This window comes from Bradyrhizobium sp. BTAi1 (assembly GCF_000015165.1).
GTDB classification, from domain to species: domain Bacteria; phylum Pseudomonadota; class Alphaproteobacteria; order Rhizobiales; family Xanthobacteraceae; genus Bradyrhizobium; species Bradyrhizobium denitrificans.
Map to the genome: position 1 here is coordinate 7,051,675 of NC_009485.1, position 15,311 is coordinate 7,066,985.

Annotated in this window: 13 protein-coding genes; 6 read left to right on the forward strand and 7 right to left on the reverse strand. The window is 63.2% G+C overall.

Going from position 1 to position 15,311, the window contains the following annotated elements; translation table 11 throughout:
* Positions 1-45: 45 nt before the first annotated feature.
* The gene (locus BBTA_RS31700) at positions 46-420 is read right to left on the reverse strand and encodes a thiol-disulfide oxidoreductase DCC family protein (protein WP_012046598.1); all 375 of its coding nucleotides are present in this window, start codon (positions 418-420) and stop codon (positions 46-48) included.
* 368 nt (positions 421-788) lie between these two features.
* On the opposite strand from BBTA_RS31700, the gene BBTA_RS31705 reads away from it, so the two are divergent.
* Positions 789-1,025 carry a hypothetical protein gene (locus BBTA_RS31705; RefSeq protein ID WP_008963614.1) on the forward strand — a complete coding sequence of 79 codons (237 nt, stop codon included), beginning with the start codon at positions 789-791 and terminating at the stop codon, positions 1,023-1,025.
* A 287-nt stretch (positions 1,026-1,312) separates the two neighbouring features.
* Here BBTA_RS31705 and BBTA_RS31710 read toward each other — a convergent pair whose 3' ends face one another.
* Positions 1,313-2,209, reverse strand: coding sequence for a DUF817 domain-containing protein (locus tag BBTA_RS31710; protein ID WP_012046599.1), 897 nt, complete (start codon positions 2,207-2,209; stop codon positions 1,313-1,315).
* A 148-nt stretch (positions 2,210-2,357) separates the two neighbouring features.
* Between BBTA_RS31710 and BBTA_RS39260 the strand changes: the two genes are divergently transcribed.
* A complete protein-coding gene (locus tag BBTA_RS39260) occupies positions 2,358-5,072 on the forward strand; it encodes a molecular chaperone (RefSeq protein ID WP_012046600.1) in 2,715 nt (904 codons plus the stop codon).
* Between the two features lie 113 nt (positions 5,073-5,185).
* Here BBTA_RS39260 and rpoD read toward each other — a convergent pair whose 3' ends face one another.
* From rpoD to BBTA_RS31730, 4 genes are all read right to left on the reverse strand, one after another.
* Complete coding sequence (gene rpoD, locus BBTA_RS31715; protein ID WP_012046601.1) at positions 5,186-7,294, reverse strand: RNA polymerase sigma factor RpoD; 2,109 nt, start codon at positions 7,292-7,294, stop codon at positions 5,186-5,188.
* 409 nt (positions 7,295-7,703) lie between these two features.
* Positions 7,704-9,719 (reverse strand): DNA primase, encoded by a 2,016-nt coding sequence (dnaG, locus tag BBTA_RS31720; protein WP_012046602.1) that lies wholly within the window; start codon positions 9,717-9,719, stop codon positions 7,704-7,706.
* Positions 9,720-9,824: 105 nt separating this feature from the next.
* A complete protein-coding gene (locus BBTA_RS31725; RefSeq protein ID WP_012046603.1) occupies positions 9,825-10,223 on the reverse strand; it encodes a gamma-glutamylcyclotransferase in 399 nt (132 codons plus the stop codon).
* A gap of 64 nt (positions 10,224-10,287) precedes the next feature.
* On the reverse strand, positions 10,288-11,112 hold the full coding sequence (locus tag BBTA_RS31730; protein WP_041751021.1) for a transglutaminase family protein: 825 nt from the start codon (positions 11,110-11,112) through the stop codon (positions 10,288-10,290).
* A 208-nt stretch (positions 11,113-11,320) separates the two neighbouring features.
* Here BBTA_RS31730 and BBTA_RS31735 point away from each other — a divergent pair, with 208 nt between their 5' ends.
* The gene (locus tag BBTA_RS31735) at positions 11,321-12,124 is read left to right on the forward strand and encodes an N-formylglutamate amidohydrolase (RefSeq protein ID WP_012046605.1); all 804 of its coding nucleotides are present in this window, start codon (positions 11,321-11,323) and stop codon (positions 12,122-12,124) included.
* Positions 12,125-12,126: 2 nt separating this feature from the next.
* Here BBTA_RS31735 and BBTA_RS31740 read toward each other — a convergent pair whose 3' ends face one another.
* Positions 12,127-13,536 (reverse strand): PLP-dependent aminotransferase family protein, encoded by a 1,410-nt coding sequence (locus tag BBTA_RS31740; protein ID WP_012046606.1) that lies wholly within the window; start codon positions 13,534-13,536, stop codon positions 12,127-12,129.
* An 86-nt stretch (positions 13,537-13,622) separates the two neighbouring features.
* On the opposite strand from BBTA_RS31740, the gene BBTA_RS40990 reads away from it, so the two are divergent.
* The 3 genes from BBTA_RS40990 (at position 13,623) to BBTA_RS31755 (ending at position 15,310) form a co-directional block, all read left to right on the forward strand.
* Complete coding sequence (locus BBTA_RS40990) at positions 13,623-13,766, forward strand: hypothetical protein (RefSeq protein WP_012046607.1); 144 nt, start codon at positions 13,623-13,625, stop codon at positions 13,764-13,766.
* Positions 13,767-13,788: 22 nt separating this feature from the next.
* The gene (locus BBTA_RS31750; RefSeq protein ID WP_012046608.1) at positions 13,789-14,625 is read left to right on the forward strand and encodes a PhzF family phenazine biosynthesis protein; all 837 of its coding nucleotides are present in this window, start codon (positions 13,789-13,791) and stop codon (positions 14,623-14,625) included.
* A gap of 100 nt (positions 14,626-14,725) precedes the next feature.
* On the forward strand, positions 14,726-15,310 hold the full coding sequence (locus tag BBTA_RS31755) for a Uma2 family endonuclease (RefSeq protein ID WP_012046609.1): 585 nt from the start codon (positions 14,726-14,728) through the stop codon (positions 15,308-15,310).
* Position 15,311 lies beyond the last annotated feature (1 nt).

Here is a 15,311-nt window from a genome sequence, read left to right on the forward strand (position 1 = left end):
CCCCTTGCATCGCCGCGACGGCCTTGGCTCAAGCGCGCACGCGCCTCACCAATGCCCCTTGCGCTTGTTCCAGGCGAACAGCACGTCGGCGAAGCGGTCGTAGCCGAACCGGGTCAGCGGGCGCACCAGCGGGTTGCCGAACAGAGTCGCCAGCCAGCCTTCACCCGGCGTCAGCTTCCACAGCAGCAGCGCGACGTCGGCGCCGGTGATCAGCTGGCCGTCCTCGTCGGTCGCATGCAGCCGACGGCGGACGTCGTCGACATCGGCGCCGAAGCCGCGCAGCGCCTCCGGCTCCGCGTTAATGTCCCTGAACGCGACCCGTCCCGACTTCACCAGCGCCAGCAGCTTGTTGCGCTGCCAGTCGATGCCGGCGTCGCAGACCGGGCAGCGCGTGTTGTACCAGATGGTGAGTTGCGGCATCGACATCGGGGTCCAAGGTTTGCAGGATCCAGGCTTGGCGTTCTCAGGCTTGGGGATCTCAGGTTGGCGTTCATCAAGCTGACATGGAATCGGGCGCATGGGGGCATGCCGATCCGGCAAAATCGAGGAGTCCGCATGCGGCCGCAGGGTCGAAAATCCGGCCCGTGATCACCATATCGACGGGGTCTCAGCGGGCCCGCACCGCGCCGCGCGATGCTCTCGTGACGGTGCCGGTTGCGGCAAGGCATCGCCGCCACGGCGGCGACCGTCGCCGGCTGCGTCCTTAACCATTCTCTTCCGCAAAATCGATGAGCAGACCGGCGTCCGTTCACGTTGACGCGGCGCTTCTGATCCTGGAAAAGCCCCCCATGGCAAAGAAACCCGGCTCCAATCCCAAAGGCGAATTCGCCTTCTTCAACGTGACCTATGAGGACGGCTCGCAGCGCTCCAACCGGCGCGTCCCGGCCGAGCTGCTCGGCGGCCTCGACGGCGACGAGCCCGCGCGCGGCTTCATCATGGAGCAGGACCGCGACATCGCCGAAAAATCCGGCCGCCCGCCACTGCAGATCAAGTCGCTGGAGCGCGTCGGGGCGAAGAAGAAGTAACTTCACGAGCGGCCATAGGGTGGGCAAAGCGCGCAGCGCGTGCCCACCATAAGCTGCCGGCCGCGAGGCGCGGTGGGCACGGCGCGCGACAGCATCCCCAGCACGGCCATCATGCCAGCGCCTTTGCCCACCCTACGGCAGCAGCCTTCCGCGAAGCATGCTCTCAATCGGGTGACGCGTCATGGCCGGGCTTGTCCCGGCCATCCACGTCTTCGGACGCGGCACGATTTGGATGCCCGGGACGAGCCCGGTCATGGCAACGTGGGTAGATCTTCACCTACCGCCGATCACGCCGCCTCACGATCCGGCTCCCTGACAGGCGGAGCGGCCGACCTGCCTCGCCCCATCTCCCTCGGCCGGTTGATCAGGCTGACCAGCGTGTAGCTGATGATCAGCAGCAGGAACCATGAGCCGAGCTTGGCCGGCGACACCATGGTCCAGCCATGCGCCTGCTGCGGATAGAGCCAGACCCGTGTGAAAGTGCCGACGTTCTCCGACAGCCAGACGAACAGCGACACCAGGATCAGCCCGAGCAGCAACGGCATCGAGCGATGCACGCGCCAGACCTTGAAATGGACCGTGGCGAGCGCGAACAGCAGCGCGGCCCAGCCGAACAGCAGCAGCCTGCCGTCGAGCCCATAGTGGTCGGTGAAGAAGTTGAGATAGATCGCTGCACTCAAACCGATCAGCCAGCGCCGCGACGGATGGCCGGTGAAGCGGAAATCGAACAGCCGCCAGACGCGGCAGAGATAGCTGCCGATGCAAGAATACATGAAGCCGGAAAACAGCGGCACGCCACTGATCCGGATCAGGCTCGGCTCGGGATAGATCCACGAGCCGGTCGCGGTCTTGAACAGCTCCATGGCCGTGCCGACGAGATGATAGATCAGGATGATCTTGGCCTCCTCCCAGGTCTCCAGGCCCGCAGCCAGCAGCGTGGCCTGGACGGCGAGCATGCAGAGGAAGAGAAAGTCATAGCGCGCGAGCGGCGCATTCGCCGGATAGAGCCGCCATGTCAGCAGCATCAGCGCCACCGCGATGCCGCCGAAAAGGCAGGCCCAAGCCTGCTTCACACCGAAGCGGAGGAATTCGTAGAGGAAGGCGGTCCAGGGCGTTTGCGCGGCGCGGGCAGCGAGACGTGCCTCGGCAGCGATGAAGGGGTGGAGGGGCGGCCAAGCGAACAATCCCGAACCCCACCCGCAGGTGAGGATGCCGCAGATTGCATGCCCGGATCACGTTTGCACTGCAGCGAGGGATACATGTCTTAGTTTTCTTGCATCTTTGATCGACTCATACTTTAAGTTGCTCAAACGGACAAATTGAAAGGCTGCAATGCCTGTACAGCGACTACCATTCATTCAATCTGTTAAGCTCGCAAACATTGATGAAAGCGAAGTGATCCCGACTGCCCTTTTCTATGACAATGGTCGAGCATTGGTTGGTCGGGAGGCAATCGAAAGGTGCACCTCCCCCGAAGCACTAATTGAAGACTTCAAAGTTGAACTAGGAAAGATTGATCCCGACAACCCCACCAAACGCTCTGCCTCGGCCGATAAATCACCTCGGCGCACCGCACTGGGCTTAGCCAAAGATTTTTTTGAAGAGACTCTTAAGAAAGTCGAGCGAGCTCTGGCCCTTCAAGGCCTCGAGCGTCCTACCAAGATCTTGATTGCCGAACCCCTATCATTGGCGGACAGCGACAAAGCTACCGAAGCATGGCTCTCGAATTATCGGCGCGCAATCCGAAAAGTTCTGCAGAGCAGATTTACAGAGCTCGACTTCTTACCAGAGCCCTTCGCGGTCTATCAGTATTACCGGTACGGGTGTCGCCACCCCGTTGTCGCAGAAAGACGAAAGAACGTAGCTCTCGTTCTCGATTTTGGCGGAGGAACCTTCGACGTCTCAGTGGTCGAGAGCACCAAGGCTGGAGACATAAGCCAAACCGGAACAAACGCTCGACCGCTTGCGGCACGCTCAATCCCCGTTGGAGGCTTCTATATCAATAGAATAATTGCCAGCGATCTCTTATACAGCGCTCTTGCTAATAAAAACCACAAGGCCGATCTTTCAAAGGCACTTACACTTTACTCCGACATAAAAAATGCAGACGATGAACACCTCTCGATATATAATGAGCGGCAACGGGCCTTCTTTAGAAACCACAAGATTTTATTGCAAGATGTCGAGCGGGCGAAGGTCGCGATCTGCAAGAGCATCGCGAACTGGTCTCTCAATGCAAATCTAGTCGGTGTTGGAACATACCCAATATCTGTACCTACCGATCCTTTTACTCGGGACGGACCGATTGCAACGCTTAGACTCGATGCCAGCGACCTCAGAAGCAAGTACGAAGAGAAAATCTGGTCTCCGAAGCTTAAACAAGCAATAACGAGCACTATTGCTGGCGCACGGTCCGAGTTGAAAGGACAGGAAATCAACATTGTTCTGCTGTCAGGCGGCTCATCCAACATTAGGTGGCTTCGCCCTCTAATTGAACGAGATCTCATAAAAGAGCTGCCCGACGCTCAAGTTCTCGAACTGACCGAGAGCTTCCAGGAAATTGTTGCCAAAGGTCTTGCGACAGAATGCGCGCGACGATTTCACAATGGCGGCCAAGGCGATTTCCGAGCAGTCACTTACAACCGATTATGCTTGGTACTGAGGCCGGACGACTCGGAAATGCAGATCAAGCGTTTTCGCCCTGCCGGGCACTTGTCCAACCGACTAGAATTGTCGGACGAGGGCGTCCTTCTACCTTCAGCCAGCAGCCTGAGAGGTTTAATTGGACAGCCTATAAGATGGAAAGTTCACCTCGATAGACCGCCCAAGCGTCACCTAGAATACTACTTCCTGCGATCATCGTTTGACATCGATGATCACGTCGCTCTCTTTAACGTCGAGAATAAGAAGGTCTTCACGCCCAATAAAACAACGTTTCAGCAAAACATAGAGGTTGAGCTAACGATCCGCGAAGATGGAACAGCCGAACCTCGATTTATATACCACAAGGGAGCTGCATCAGAAACGTCGGTGTCCGGACGTCCATTCTTTCTCGATATGACATTCGCCGCTAATGAAGCAGTCGGAGAGACATATCTCGGATTTGACTTTGGAACAAGTACGTCTTCTTTCTCCTATGTAAGCAACAAGGAGATAGTTGAGATAGAGGAACGGAGCACCTACTCTGGCTGGCGCGAGCTCAGCGAACTAATCAACGATCTTCCCTATGCCGCAGCAGCACCTCTCGCGAAGTATCTCTCAGAAATGGACAATCAAAAGCGGAACGACCGAGGGCGGGAAGCCGTGGAGGCCTTGCTTACTGTCGCCGCGTATACTGCATACGCCGAATATTGCGCGGTTTCTTCTCAGAGATCCGGTCACTTCAAGGGCTTTGCTCACCGCTCTGCTGGTCCGCTTTGGGGGTTACTCCGAAACCTTTCCCAGACCGAGTTAAAAATCTCGACTCCCATTCGCGATCTATTCTCCGGACCAAATTACTCCCAGTTCAACACTTGGATCGATGAAATCGCGAAGGCGAAACATGGCAAGGATTTTCAGATCGATTTTGTCTCCCTCCTCGGACATCTAGGCAACATCCTCAAGCGAATGCTTTCACACTCATTCATTGGAGTGTTCGAATCAGTTACGCCGAAGCGATTTTCGCGAGGGCAGTTTCACGGAATTTTTCGGATACTGAATGGGCCCTCACGCACATTTATCAATGTTCTAGAATACGAAGGACACGAAGCGTTCGCAGACGCAGATGTTTTCCTTGTTGACCCAGAAGCGGGAACGGCGCTGAGCTTGTCACCACTATTTATCTGGGGACTGAATGACTTGAATCAACATGAAGAACCCGAGCTGTTCGAATACGATAATGTAAAGGGAGATCTGTTTTCGTTCAAAGGGATACAGATCCGTTCAGAGTACGTCGTAGATGCCAACTCAACTCTTCAAGAAATTTGGTCCCGACTAAAAGCCATGAGGGAAGGAGATCAGCCGCTGCCTGAACTGACAGATCTTAGTTTCCGAAATAGAAGCAGCTGAAGCGGCTCGATTAAAAAATCACCGAAATAAAAAAGCGGACCTTTCGGCCCGCTGCTTTATATTGACGGTGGTCCGGGTCAAGCCCAGGAATTACGACTAAGATCGCGCGTCAATCAGTTATCCAAGAAGCTCCGCAGCTTCCGCGACCGCGACGGGTGCTTCAGCTTGCGCAGCGCCTTCGCCTCGATCTGACGGATACGCTCTCTGGTCACCGAGAACTGCTGGCCGACTTCTTCCAGCGTGTGGTCGGTGTTCATGCCGATGCCGAAGCGCATGCGCAGCACGCGTTCTTCGCGCGGGGTGAGCGAGGCCAACACGCGCGTCGTGGTTTCGCGCAGGTTGGACTGGATCGCGGCGTCGATCGGCAGGATGGCGTTCTTGTCCTCGATGAAGTCGCCGAGGTGTGAATCCTCCTCGTCGCCGACGGGCGTCTCGAGCGAGAGCGGCTCCTTGGCGATCTTGAGGACCTTGCGCACCTTCTCCAGGGGCATGCCGAGCTTTTCGGCGAGTTCCTCCGGGGTCGGCTCGCGGCCGATCTCGTTCAGCATCTGGCGCGAGGTGCGGACGATCTTGTTGATCGTCTCGATCATGTGCACGGGGATGCGGATGGTGCGGGCCTGGTCGGCGATCGAGCGGGTGATCGCCTGCCGGATCCACCACGTGGCGTAGGTCGAGAACTTGTAGCCGCGGCGGTACTCGAACTTGTCGACCGCCTTCATCAGGCCGATGTTGCCTTCCTGGATCAGGTCGAGGAACTGCAGGCCGCGGTTGGTGTACTTCTTGGCGATCGAGATCACGAGACGGAGGTTGGCTTCCACCATCTCCTTCTTGGCCTGACGGGCCTCGCGCTCGCCCTTCTGCACCGAGTGGACGATCTTGCGGAATTCGCCGATCTCCAGACCCGTGAGGGCGGCGAGCGACTGCACCTCCTGGCGCAAATCCTTGATGCGGTCCTTCTCGTAGTGGACGAAGTTCTTCCAGCCCTTGGCCGACAGCTTGGAGACGCGGTTCAGCCAGCGCGGATCGAGCTCCGAGCCCTGGTAGTTGCGCAGGAAGTCCTCGCGCGCGACGCCGTGGGAGTCGGCGAGGCGCATCAGCCGGCTCTCGAACGAGACCAGCTTCTTGTTGATGTCGTAGAGCTGCTCGACCAGCGAGTCGATGCGGGCCTGGTTGAGGCGCAGCGACTTCACCTCGACGATGATTTCGTCCTTGAGCTTCTTGTACTTGCGCTCCTGCGAGGGCGACAGCGACTCGCTCTGCAGCTGGTTGGCGATGTCCTGCTCCTGCAGGCGGCGCAGCTTCTTGTACTCGGACGCGATCTTGTCGAAGGTCTCGACCACCTTCGGCTTCAGCTCGGCCTCGATGGCGGCGAGCGACATCTGGTTCTCGAACTCGTCGTCGTCCATGTCGGCTTCGGCCGCCGCCTCGCCGGGATCCTTCTCCTCGACAGGCGCGCCGTTGGGCGCGGCACGGAACGGGGTCGGCTGCTGCGGCGCGGCCGGCGGCGCGACCGCCGCCTGGATCTCGCCGCCATCGGCGGCCTCACCCTCGCCATTGGCGGGGGCCGCGATCTGCGGGTTCATGCCGCCCTTGGACTCGGGGCCGGCATAGGTCGCTTCGAGATCGATGATGTCGCGAAGGAAGATCTTGCCTTCGTTGAGCTCGTCGCGCCAGATGATGATGGCCTGGAAGGTCAGCGGGCTCTCGCAGAGGCCCGCGATCATCGCCTCGCGGCCGGCCTCGATGCGCTTGGCGATCGCGATCTCGCCCTCGCGCGAGAGCAGTTCGACGGTGCCCATCTCGCGCAGATACATGCGCACGGGATCGTCGGTGCGCTCGCCGGGCTCGGACTTCTTGACCTCGGTGACGGCCTTCTGGGTGATCTCGACGAGCTCGTTGTCGGTCTCGTCGTCGCCGTCGTCCTTCTCCTCGGACTCGTCGGCCTCTTCGGCCTCGGTGACGTTGATCCCCATGTCGGACAGCATCGACATGATGTCTTCGATCTGTTCCGGCGAGGTGGTGTCGGAAGGCAGCACTTCGTTCAGCTGATCAAAGGTCACGAAGCCGCGCTTCTTGGCCTGCTTGATCATCTTCTTGACGGCAGCGTCCGACAGGTCGAGCAACGGCGAGGGCGCGTCGGCAGAGTCCTTTTCGGGAGCATCCGCGGCCTTGTCGTCCTTTTCCTTGTCCTTCACCTGCAGCGTCTTTGCCTTCGTGGCCATTCATTGCTCCCGAAACGCGCCCGCTCCGCCTGTGGCATCTTCGCCCTTGGCATCGCGGCGCCCGCCTGCTCTACTCAAACTGTTCTCGACGCGGAAAGGGCGGCGCACATTTGAAGTCGCCACCCCCTATCTCTGTCGCTGGTGTCGTCCCGTTCTGGACCGGCGCGCGTTTCTTGCAAAAGCGATACCGGTTTTGCAATCGCATGCGGCGCGTAAACTTTACGACGCGGCGTCCGACGGCCAACCGACCCCTCACTTGCACAAAATGCCCTGGACCTCTTAAACTTCGATTAACCCTGTTTTTGCAGCCAAACCATGGATTTGGCGAGTCTTTTCGCATGGCCCGGAACCCGCTCGCGCGGACCGGACCGGAATGTGCTCCTCGACGCGAGCGCGCTGCGCGCCAGCTCTACACGTTGCGGTTGGTGCGTCCGGACAGCTCCCCGAAGCCCTCGACCAGCGCCTCGGTGCCGTCGATCTCGGCCATCCTGGCCTTCACGTCCCTCAACCAGCCCATATTCGGCTCGCTCGGCTCCTCGCCCAGCGCCAGCTCGGCATCCTTCAATTCCCTAAGTAATGAGTGCCATTGCCGATGCAAGGTAACGAGCTGATGCCATGTCGCAAGAACGTCATCGCGCGCCGCGCCGGGCCGCGCCGCCCACACCGCAGCGGTCGTGATCGCCCGCTCAACCCGTTGAAGAAGCTCTGAAAAACCGGAGTTCTCCAGATCGGCGCGCATCTTCTCGGCCTGCTCGTCCGGGTCCGGCGAATGGTGATGATCATGGGCGAAGGCGGCGATGATCGCAGCCCGCAGCTTGTGCGCCTCGGGATGGGCGAGCTCCAGCGCGGCGACCTCCTCGAGATGGTCGTGCAGCAGCCAGGGATGGTTAATCAGGCATTGCAGGATCAGCGCCTCGCGGCGCGAGATCGCCGAGCGCTGGCCGCGCATGATCGGGCTCATGGCGAGCTGCGGGCTCGCCGCCATATAGGGGCCGCGGGCCATCGCAGGGCCTGTGGATGGCGCTCCGCCGCGCCGGCCCTTGCCGCCGCCCCCTGTGGATAACCGGCCCGGCTGTCCGGAACCGGGACTGCGGACGCCGAAACGGCGTCCTGATTCGGCACCATAGCCGCGGCCGAAGCCCCGTCCGCCCTCGGGGGCGAACGCCCGGTACAGCCGCTCGGTGAGGTCCTGCTTGTAGTAGCGGCGCACCACCTCGTCGCGGATGCTGTTGGTGAGCTCGCCGATACGCGCCTCCAGCGCGGCGCGGCGCTCCGGCGTGGTGAAACTGCCGCCTTCGATCTCCCGCGACCAGATCACCTCGGCGAGCGGCTTGGCCACCGCCAGCACCTCCTCGACCGCGCCACGGCCGCCGGTGCGGACGAGGTCGTCGGGGTCCTGGCCCTCCGGCAGCAGCGCGAAGCGCAGGCTCTTGCCGGGCTGCAGATGCGGCAGCGCGAGGTCGGCGGCACGATAGGCGGCCTTCTGGCCGGCGCGGTCGCCGTCGAAGCACAGGATCGGCTCGTCGACCATTTTCCAGATCAGCGCCAATTGGCTCTCGGTCAGCGCGGTGCCGAGCGGCGCCACGGCGCCGGCAAAGCCGGCCGCCACCAGCGCGATGACGTCGACATAGCCCTCGACCACGATCATCGGCGCGCCATTATGCGCGGCCTGGCGGGCGCTCTGCAGGTTGTAGAGATTGTCGCCCTTGTGAAAGAGCGGCGTCTCCGGCGAGTTCAGATATTTCGCCGGCACGTCCTTCTGCAGCGCGCGGCCACCGAAGGCGATGACGCGGCCGCGGAGATCGGCGATCGGGAACATCACGCGGTCGCGGAAGCGGTCATAGGGCACCGGGATGTCGTCGCCGCCGACCAGCAGCCCGGCTTCGACCATGTCGTTCACCGGCACGCCCTGGGCGCCGAGAAATTCCTTCAGGCCGAAGCGGTCCGGCGGCGCATAGCCGAGGCGGAACTGCAGCTGTGTCTGGGGCAGGATCGCGCGATCGGCGAGATAGCCTCGCGCCCGCGCGCCGTGGCGCGAGGCCAGGGTGTCGGTGAAGAACTTCGCCGCCAGCTCCATCACGTCATACAGCGTCTTGCGCTGCCGCTCCTGGCGCGCGGCGTCTGGCGTCACCGCCGGCAGCGGCAGGCCGGCGAGCGAGGCGAGCCGCTCGACGGCCTCGGGGAACGAGCAGCCCTCGGTCTCCATCACGAAGTCGAAGATGTTGCCGTGCTTGCCGGAGGAGAAGTCGTGGTAGAAGCCCTTCTGGTCGTTGACGTAGAAGGACGGCGTCTTCTCCTGCTGGAACGGCGACAGCCCCTTCCACTCGCGCCCGGCCTTTTTGAGCTTCACGCGCTTGCCGACGACATCCGAGACCGGAAGCCGGGCGCGCAGCTCATCGAGAAATTGCGGCGTGAAGCGGGCCATCAGCGGGGTGATCGTCCTGTGCCAAACGGGTAGGCTTATATGGGCGAGCCCGGCCTGTCCGGCAATCGCTGCCTTGGTCCGGGCTTATCCGCCCTATGCACAGGCTCACGGCGCCAGAAAGCGGCCCGAGGCGATGCGGGCGGCCGCGTCGACCGGCCAATTATAGACATAGGTCCAGGCCTCGCGGGCCGTGCCGTCGGCGAGCGTGACCTCGAGGCGCTGCCGCAGATATTCGGTCGGCGGCGCAAAGCCCTCGCCGCAGGCCTCGTACATGTCGAATTCGCGCAGCATCGGCGCAGGCTGACGCAGCCGGAACAGCTCGCCATGGACGAGGTCGGCCGCGTCATCCGACAGCACCAGGCCGGGATAATGCTGGATGCGGTAGAGCCGGCCGCGGCAGCTGGCTTCACCGACGAAATCGGCATTGGCGGCGAGCAGCCGCGCCATCGGATGGTCGAAGCCGCGCATGAGCGTGCCGTAGACGAAGAGCAGGTCGGAGGTCATGGCCCCTGCATAGCCCCGCGCGCCGCACGAGGCCAGCGCCGCGTCGGTCGCGCCGCCCCCGGGCTCACGCCGCGCCGCGGGCCGCCACGATCTCGTCGCTGACGACCTGGAATTTGGTCAGGATCATGCGCCCGAACGAGGTCGACAGCGCGACGTCGGCGGCGTCGCGTCCGGTCGCCATCAGGATGCGTCCGATCCGCGGGATGTTGTGGCGGGCGTCGAACGTATACCAGCGGCCGGAGAGATAGACTTCGAACCAGCCCGAGAAATCCATCGGCGCGGGGTCCGGCGGCACGCCGATATCGCCGAGATAGCCGGTGCAATAGCGCGCCGGGATGCCCATGCAGCGGCAGAAGGTCAGCGCCAGATGCGCAAAATCGCGGCACACGCCGGCGCGCTGCTGATAGACGTCATGCGCCGATTTCATCGCATGCGCGTGCTCATAGCCGAACGTGACGTGACGGTGCACGAAGTCGCAGATCGCCTGCACGCGCGCCCACCCGGCCGGCGCGCTGCCGAACAGCGACCAGGCGATGTCGGTGAGCTTGTCGGTCTCGCAATAGCGGCTCGGCATCAGATAGAGCAGCAACTCGTCGGGCAGCTCCTCGATCGGCAGCTGCTGGGCGGCGGGATCGGTTGCATCCGGCTTTCCGCTGTCGCGGACGATGGCACTGCCGTGGAAGGTGACGCCGCCGGCGGGCGCCACCAGCCGCCCGCACAGATTGCCGAAGCTGTCATTATAGAACTTGATCGGCACATTGGGCTCGGTCGTGATGGTCTCGGTGCCGACAATGTCCGGAAAGCGCGACGGGTGGATCGACAGCATGATGACCATCGGCGTGGCCGCGGGGGCCGAATAGACAATCTCGAATCCGACCTTGATCAACATCACAGCCTCTCGCCTTCTCCGCGCAGCATGGCGCGCTGGCCCAACGATCGCGGTGGACGGCATGACCAGCGCGAGATTCGGTCTTGTGGTCGATCGCCGGGATCGGCATCGTTCCCGGTCATTATCGTGATTTGCAGTAGCCGCGTCTCCATTTGTTTGTGCTCAATCGGAGATCGGTCTGCTGCTTCATGAAGCAACGAGTGGCCGTATGAGCGTTTCGAGCATGATCGACCTTCCTCTACTCCTTCAGCCGGACGAAGTTCCCCCGGTGCTCGAGCAGAATGCCGGCGGCACGTCGGCCTTCCTGTTCACCTGCGACCATTACGGCCGGCTGCTGCCGCGCGCGCTCGGCGATCTCGGCCTCGATGCGAGCGAGCTGGAGCGGCACATCGCCTGGGACATCGGCATCGCCGGGGTGGCGGAAGCCGTGTCGCGCGCGCTGGATGCGCATCTGGTGGCGCAACGCTATTCGCGCCTGGTGATCGACTGCAACCGCTCGCCCGGCGCACCGAACGCGATTCCGATGATCAGCGAGCGGACCACGATTCCGGGCAATGAGGGCCTGACGCATGAGGACGCCGCGTTGCGGCGGCGCGCGATCTTCGATCCCTACCACGACCGCATCACCGCCGTGCTCGATGCCCGCAAGGCCGCCGGGCGGCCGACCGTGCTGGTCGCCCTGCACAGCTTCACGCCGGTCTATGCCGGCATTGCGCGGCCCTGGCACATCGGCACGCTGTATCAGCACGACCGCGTGCTGCCGCCGCTGCTCTTGAAGGCGCTGCGCGCCGAGCCGGATCTCGTGGTCGGCGACAACCAGCCTTACGCGGTCGGCAACGGCACCGACTACACCATTCCCGTCCATGGCGAGGGCCGCGGCCTGATCACATCCGGCATCGAGATCCGGCAGAACGAGATTGCCGACCCCGAGGGGCAGCAGCGTTGGGCCGAGCGGCTGATCCGCATCCTCGGCGACATCGAAGCCGAGCTGCGCAACAAGGGCCTCGTGTAACCCTACTCCGTCATGTCCGAGGCATCATGGTGTGACAGCAGGCCTGCCAGCCGCCACAGCGCCGTCCGGAGATCGTCATGGCTCGGCAGGCCGAGCGCCAGCCGCACCGCATTGGGTGAATGGCCATGCGCCACCGCAAAGGCACTCGCCGGGGTGATGGCGATGCCGGCCCGCGCCGCCGCCGCGGTCAGGGCCTCGGCGCGCCAGCCCTCCGGCAGATGCAGCCAGACATGATAGGAGCGCGGATCTGCGTCGATCCGAAGCCCCGCGAGGCACTCGGCGACGATCGCCTGCCGCACCAACGCATCGGCGCGCTTGCGCCGCGTGATCTCGGCCGCCGTGCCATCGGCGAGCAGCCCCATGCCGGCCGCCAGCGCCAGCGACGTGACCGACCAGGCCCCGGTGCGCACCGTCGCGGCGAATTTCTCACGCATCGCTGACGGCACGTAGAGGAAGCCGACCGCGATGCCCGGCGCGAGGCGCTTGGCCAAGCTGTCGACGATGACGACGCGCTCCTCCGCCTGCGCCGCCAGCGACACCTGATCGCTGAGGAAACCGTAGACGAGATCCTCGATGATCATCAGTTCGTGCTTGCGCACGAGCCGCACGATCTCGTCACGCCTGGCTTCGCTCATGGTGAGCCCGAGCGGGTTCTGCATCACCGGCTGGATGTAGATCGCGTTCAGCGCGCTTGCGCGATGCGCCTTGGTCAGCGCATCCGGACGAATGCCTTCGCTGTCCATCGCGAGCGGCACCAGGGTGACGCCGAGCCGCGCCGCGATGCCCTTGATCATCGGATAGGTGACCGCCTCGACGCCGAGGCGGCCGCCGACCGGCACCAGCGTCGAAATCGCCGCCGCCAGCGACTGCCGGCCGCTGCCGGCGAAGACGAAGTTCTCCGGGCGTGGACGCCAGCGCTCGCTCGCAAAGAAGGCAGCCGCGGTGCGCCCGGCCTCGACCAGCCGCCGCTGCGTGGTCGGCGCCAGCACCGGCGCGAGCTTCTCCGGCCGCAACCAGGCCGCCAGCGACTTGGCAATCAGCGCCGCCTGGTCGGGCAGCGTCGGAAAATTGAACTCGAGATCAATGCGCCCGTCGAACGGCTCGAGCCGCAAGGCGGGCAGCACCGGTGCCACCTCTCCGGCGACGAACGTGCCCCGCCCCACCTCGCCCACCACAAGCCCCCTGCGCAATAATTCGGCATAGACGCGGGCTGCCGTGGATGCGGCAATTCCCCGCTCATAGGCGAACTGGCGCTGCGGCGGCAGACGGTCGCCCGCCTTGAGCTTGCCGTTGGCGATGTCCTCGGCAATGTCGTCCACCAGGGTCGTATACGAAACATTCATGCTATATTGCACCGAGAGCAATGTTTCAATTGCACCGAGATATGTACTGCGCGATTGCTCTTCGAACAACGCAATTGAAGAGCAATAGGTGACACATGGCTTATTCCCTGGCGCAGCGTTGGGCAACTCCGCAAGTTGCCCACCGGAAGAGCAATTTGCTCCAGGTCCCGCAGCTGTGGCTGCAGCGCCTGTTCTGGCGGTCCGACCTCGCGATGCTGGACCTCGAGCAGATGCGCGACTGCGGCCTTGATCCGGCAATCGTGCGGGAAGAGGCTGACAAGCCGTTCTGGCGCGACTGATCACGATCGAGGAGAACACCGAATGCCGACGCTTCCGTTTCATCAGGTCGACGTGTTCTCCACGGCGCCGTTCAAGGGCAACCCGCTTGCCGTGATCGCCGAGGCCGACGGTCTCGACGACGCGGCGATGCAGGCGATTGCCAACTGGACCAATCTGTCCGAGACGACGTTCCTGTCGCGTGCCCAGAATCCGGGCGCTGATTATCGCGTGCGCATCTTCACGCCGCAGCGCGAGCTGCCATTTGCGGGCCATCCGACGCTCGGCTCATGCCATGTCTGGCTCGCGCTCGGTGGCCGGCCGCAGGGCGAGCATGTCGTGCAGGAGTGCGGCGCGGGCCTCGTGCGCATCAAGCGCGACGGCGCTCGTCTCGCCTTCACCGCGCCGCCGCTGCGCCGCTCCGGCGCGGTCGATGCCGAGCTCACAACCAAGATCGCAGCCGCGCTCGGCATCAAGCGAGAGGCGATGCGGGCCGTGCAATGGGCCGACAACGGGCCGGGCTGGATCGGCGTGCTCCTGGATTCGCGCCAGGACCTGCTGAACATCAAGTTCGACGTCCAGGCCCTGTCGCAACAGCCCATCGGCGTGGTCGCGCCGTGGGATCCCACGCGCGACGGCGGCGACGCGCAGTTCGAGGTCCGCGCCTTCATGTGGAGCGGAGCCGAGGACCCGGTCACGGGCAGCCTCAATGCAAGTCTGGCGCAATGGCTGATCGGCGCCGGAATTGCTCCGAAGCAATACATCGCAGCGCAAGGCACCGTGCTCGGCCGCGCCGGCCGTGTCCATGTCATCCAGGAGGGCGAGACGATCTGGATCGGCGGCGACGTCGCGCCGGTGGTGAAAGGGACGATCAGCCTGTAGGCCCGGCCTGGCGCGGACCGACCGACGGTGGTGCGGCCGTGAGCCATGCTTCCGCCGGCTGGCCGGCTCGCCTATACTTCGGCCGAACAGGCGTTCCTGCATGAACATCAAGGTCGATCCGGCGGCGGTCACGCCCGAGCAATTCTTTTCCTGGGTGACGACACAGGACGGGCGCTACGAGCTCGTCGATGGCGAAGTCGTGATGATGGCCGGCGCCGGCCGGCGCCACGATGCCATCGTCGTGAACCTGACGGCGGCGCTGCACGCACAAACCCGGAGCGGTCCGTGTCAGACCTTCACCGGCGGCACCTACGTGGTGACCACCCCGTCGACCCGCCGCATGCCGGACCTGGGCGTCGATTGCGGCAAGCCTGCCGAGGACTCGCTGGTGGCTGACCGGCCGGCGCTGCTGGTCGAGGTGCTGTCGCCGACCACAGGCGGCTTCGACGTCACCGTCAAACTGGCCGAGTATCAGGCGCTGCCGTGCCTCGACTACATCCTGTTCGTCGACACTGACAGCCCCAATGTCCACCTCTATTCGCGCGGTCCGGACAGCGCCTGGACGGACGCCGTACTGAAGGGGCTCGACGCAATCATCCGGCTCGACACGCTGAACGTCACGCTCCGCCTGCACGACGTCTATGCCGGCCTGGAATTCCGTCCACGACCACGCCTCGTCGAGTAAT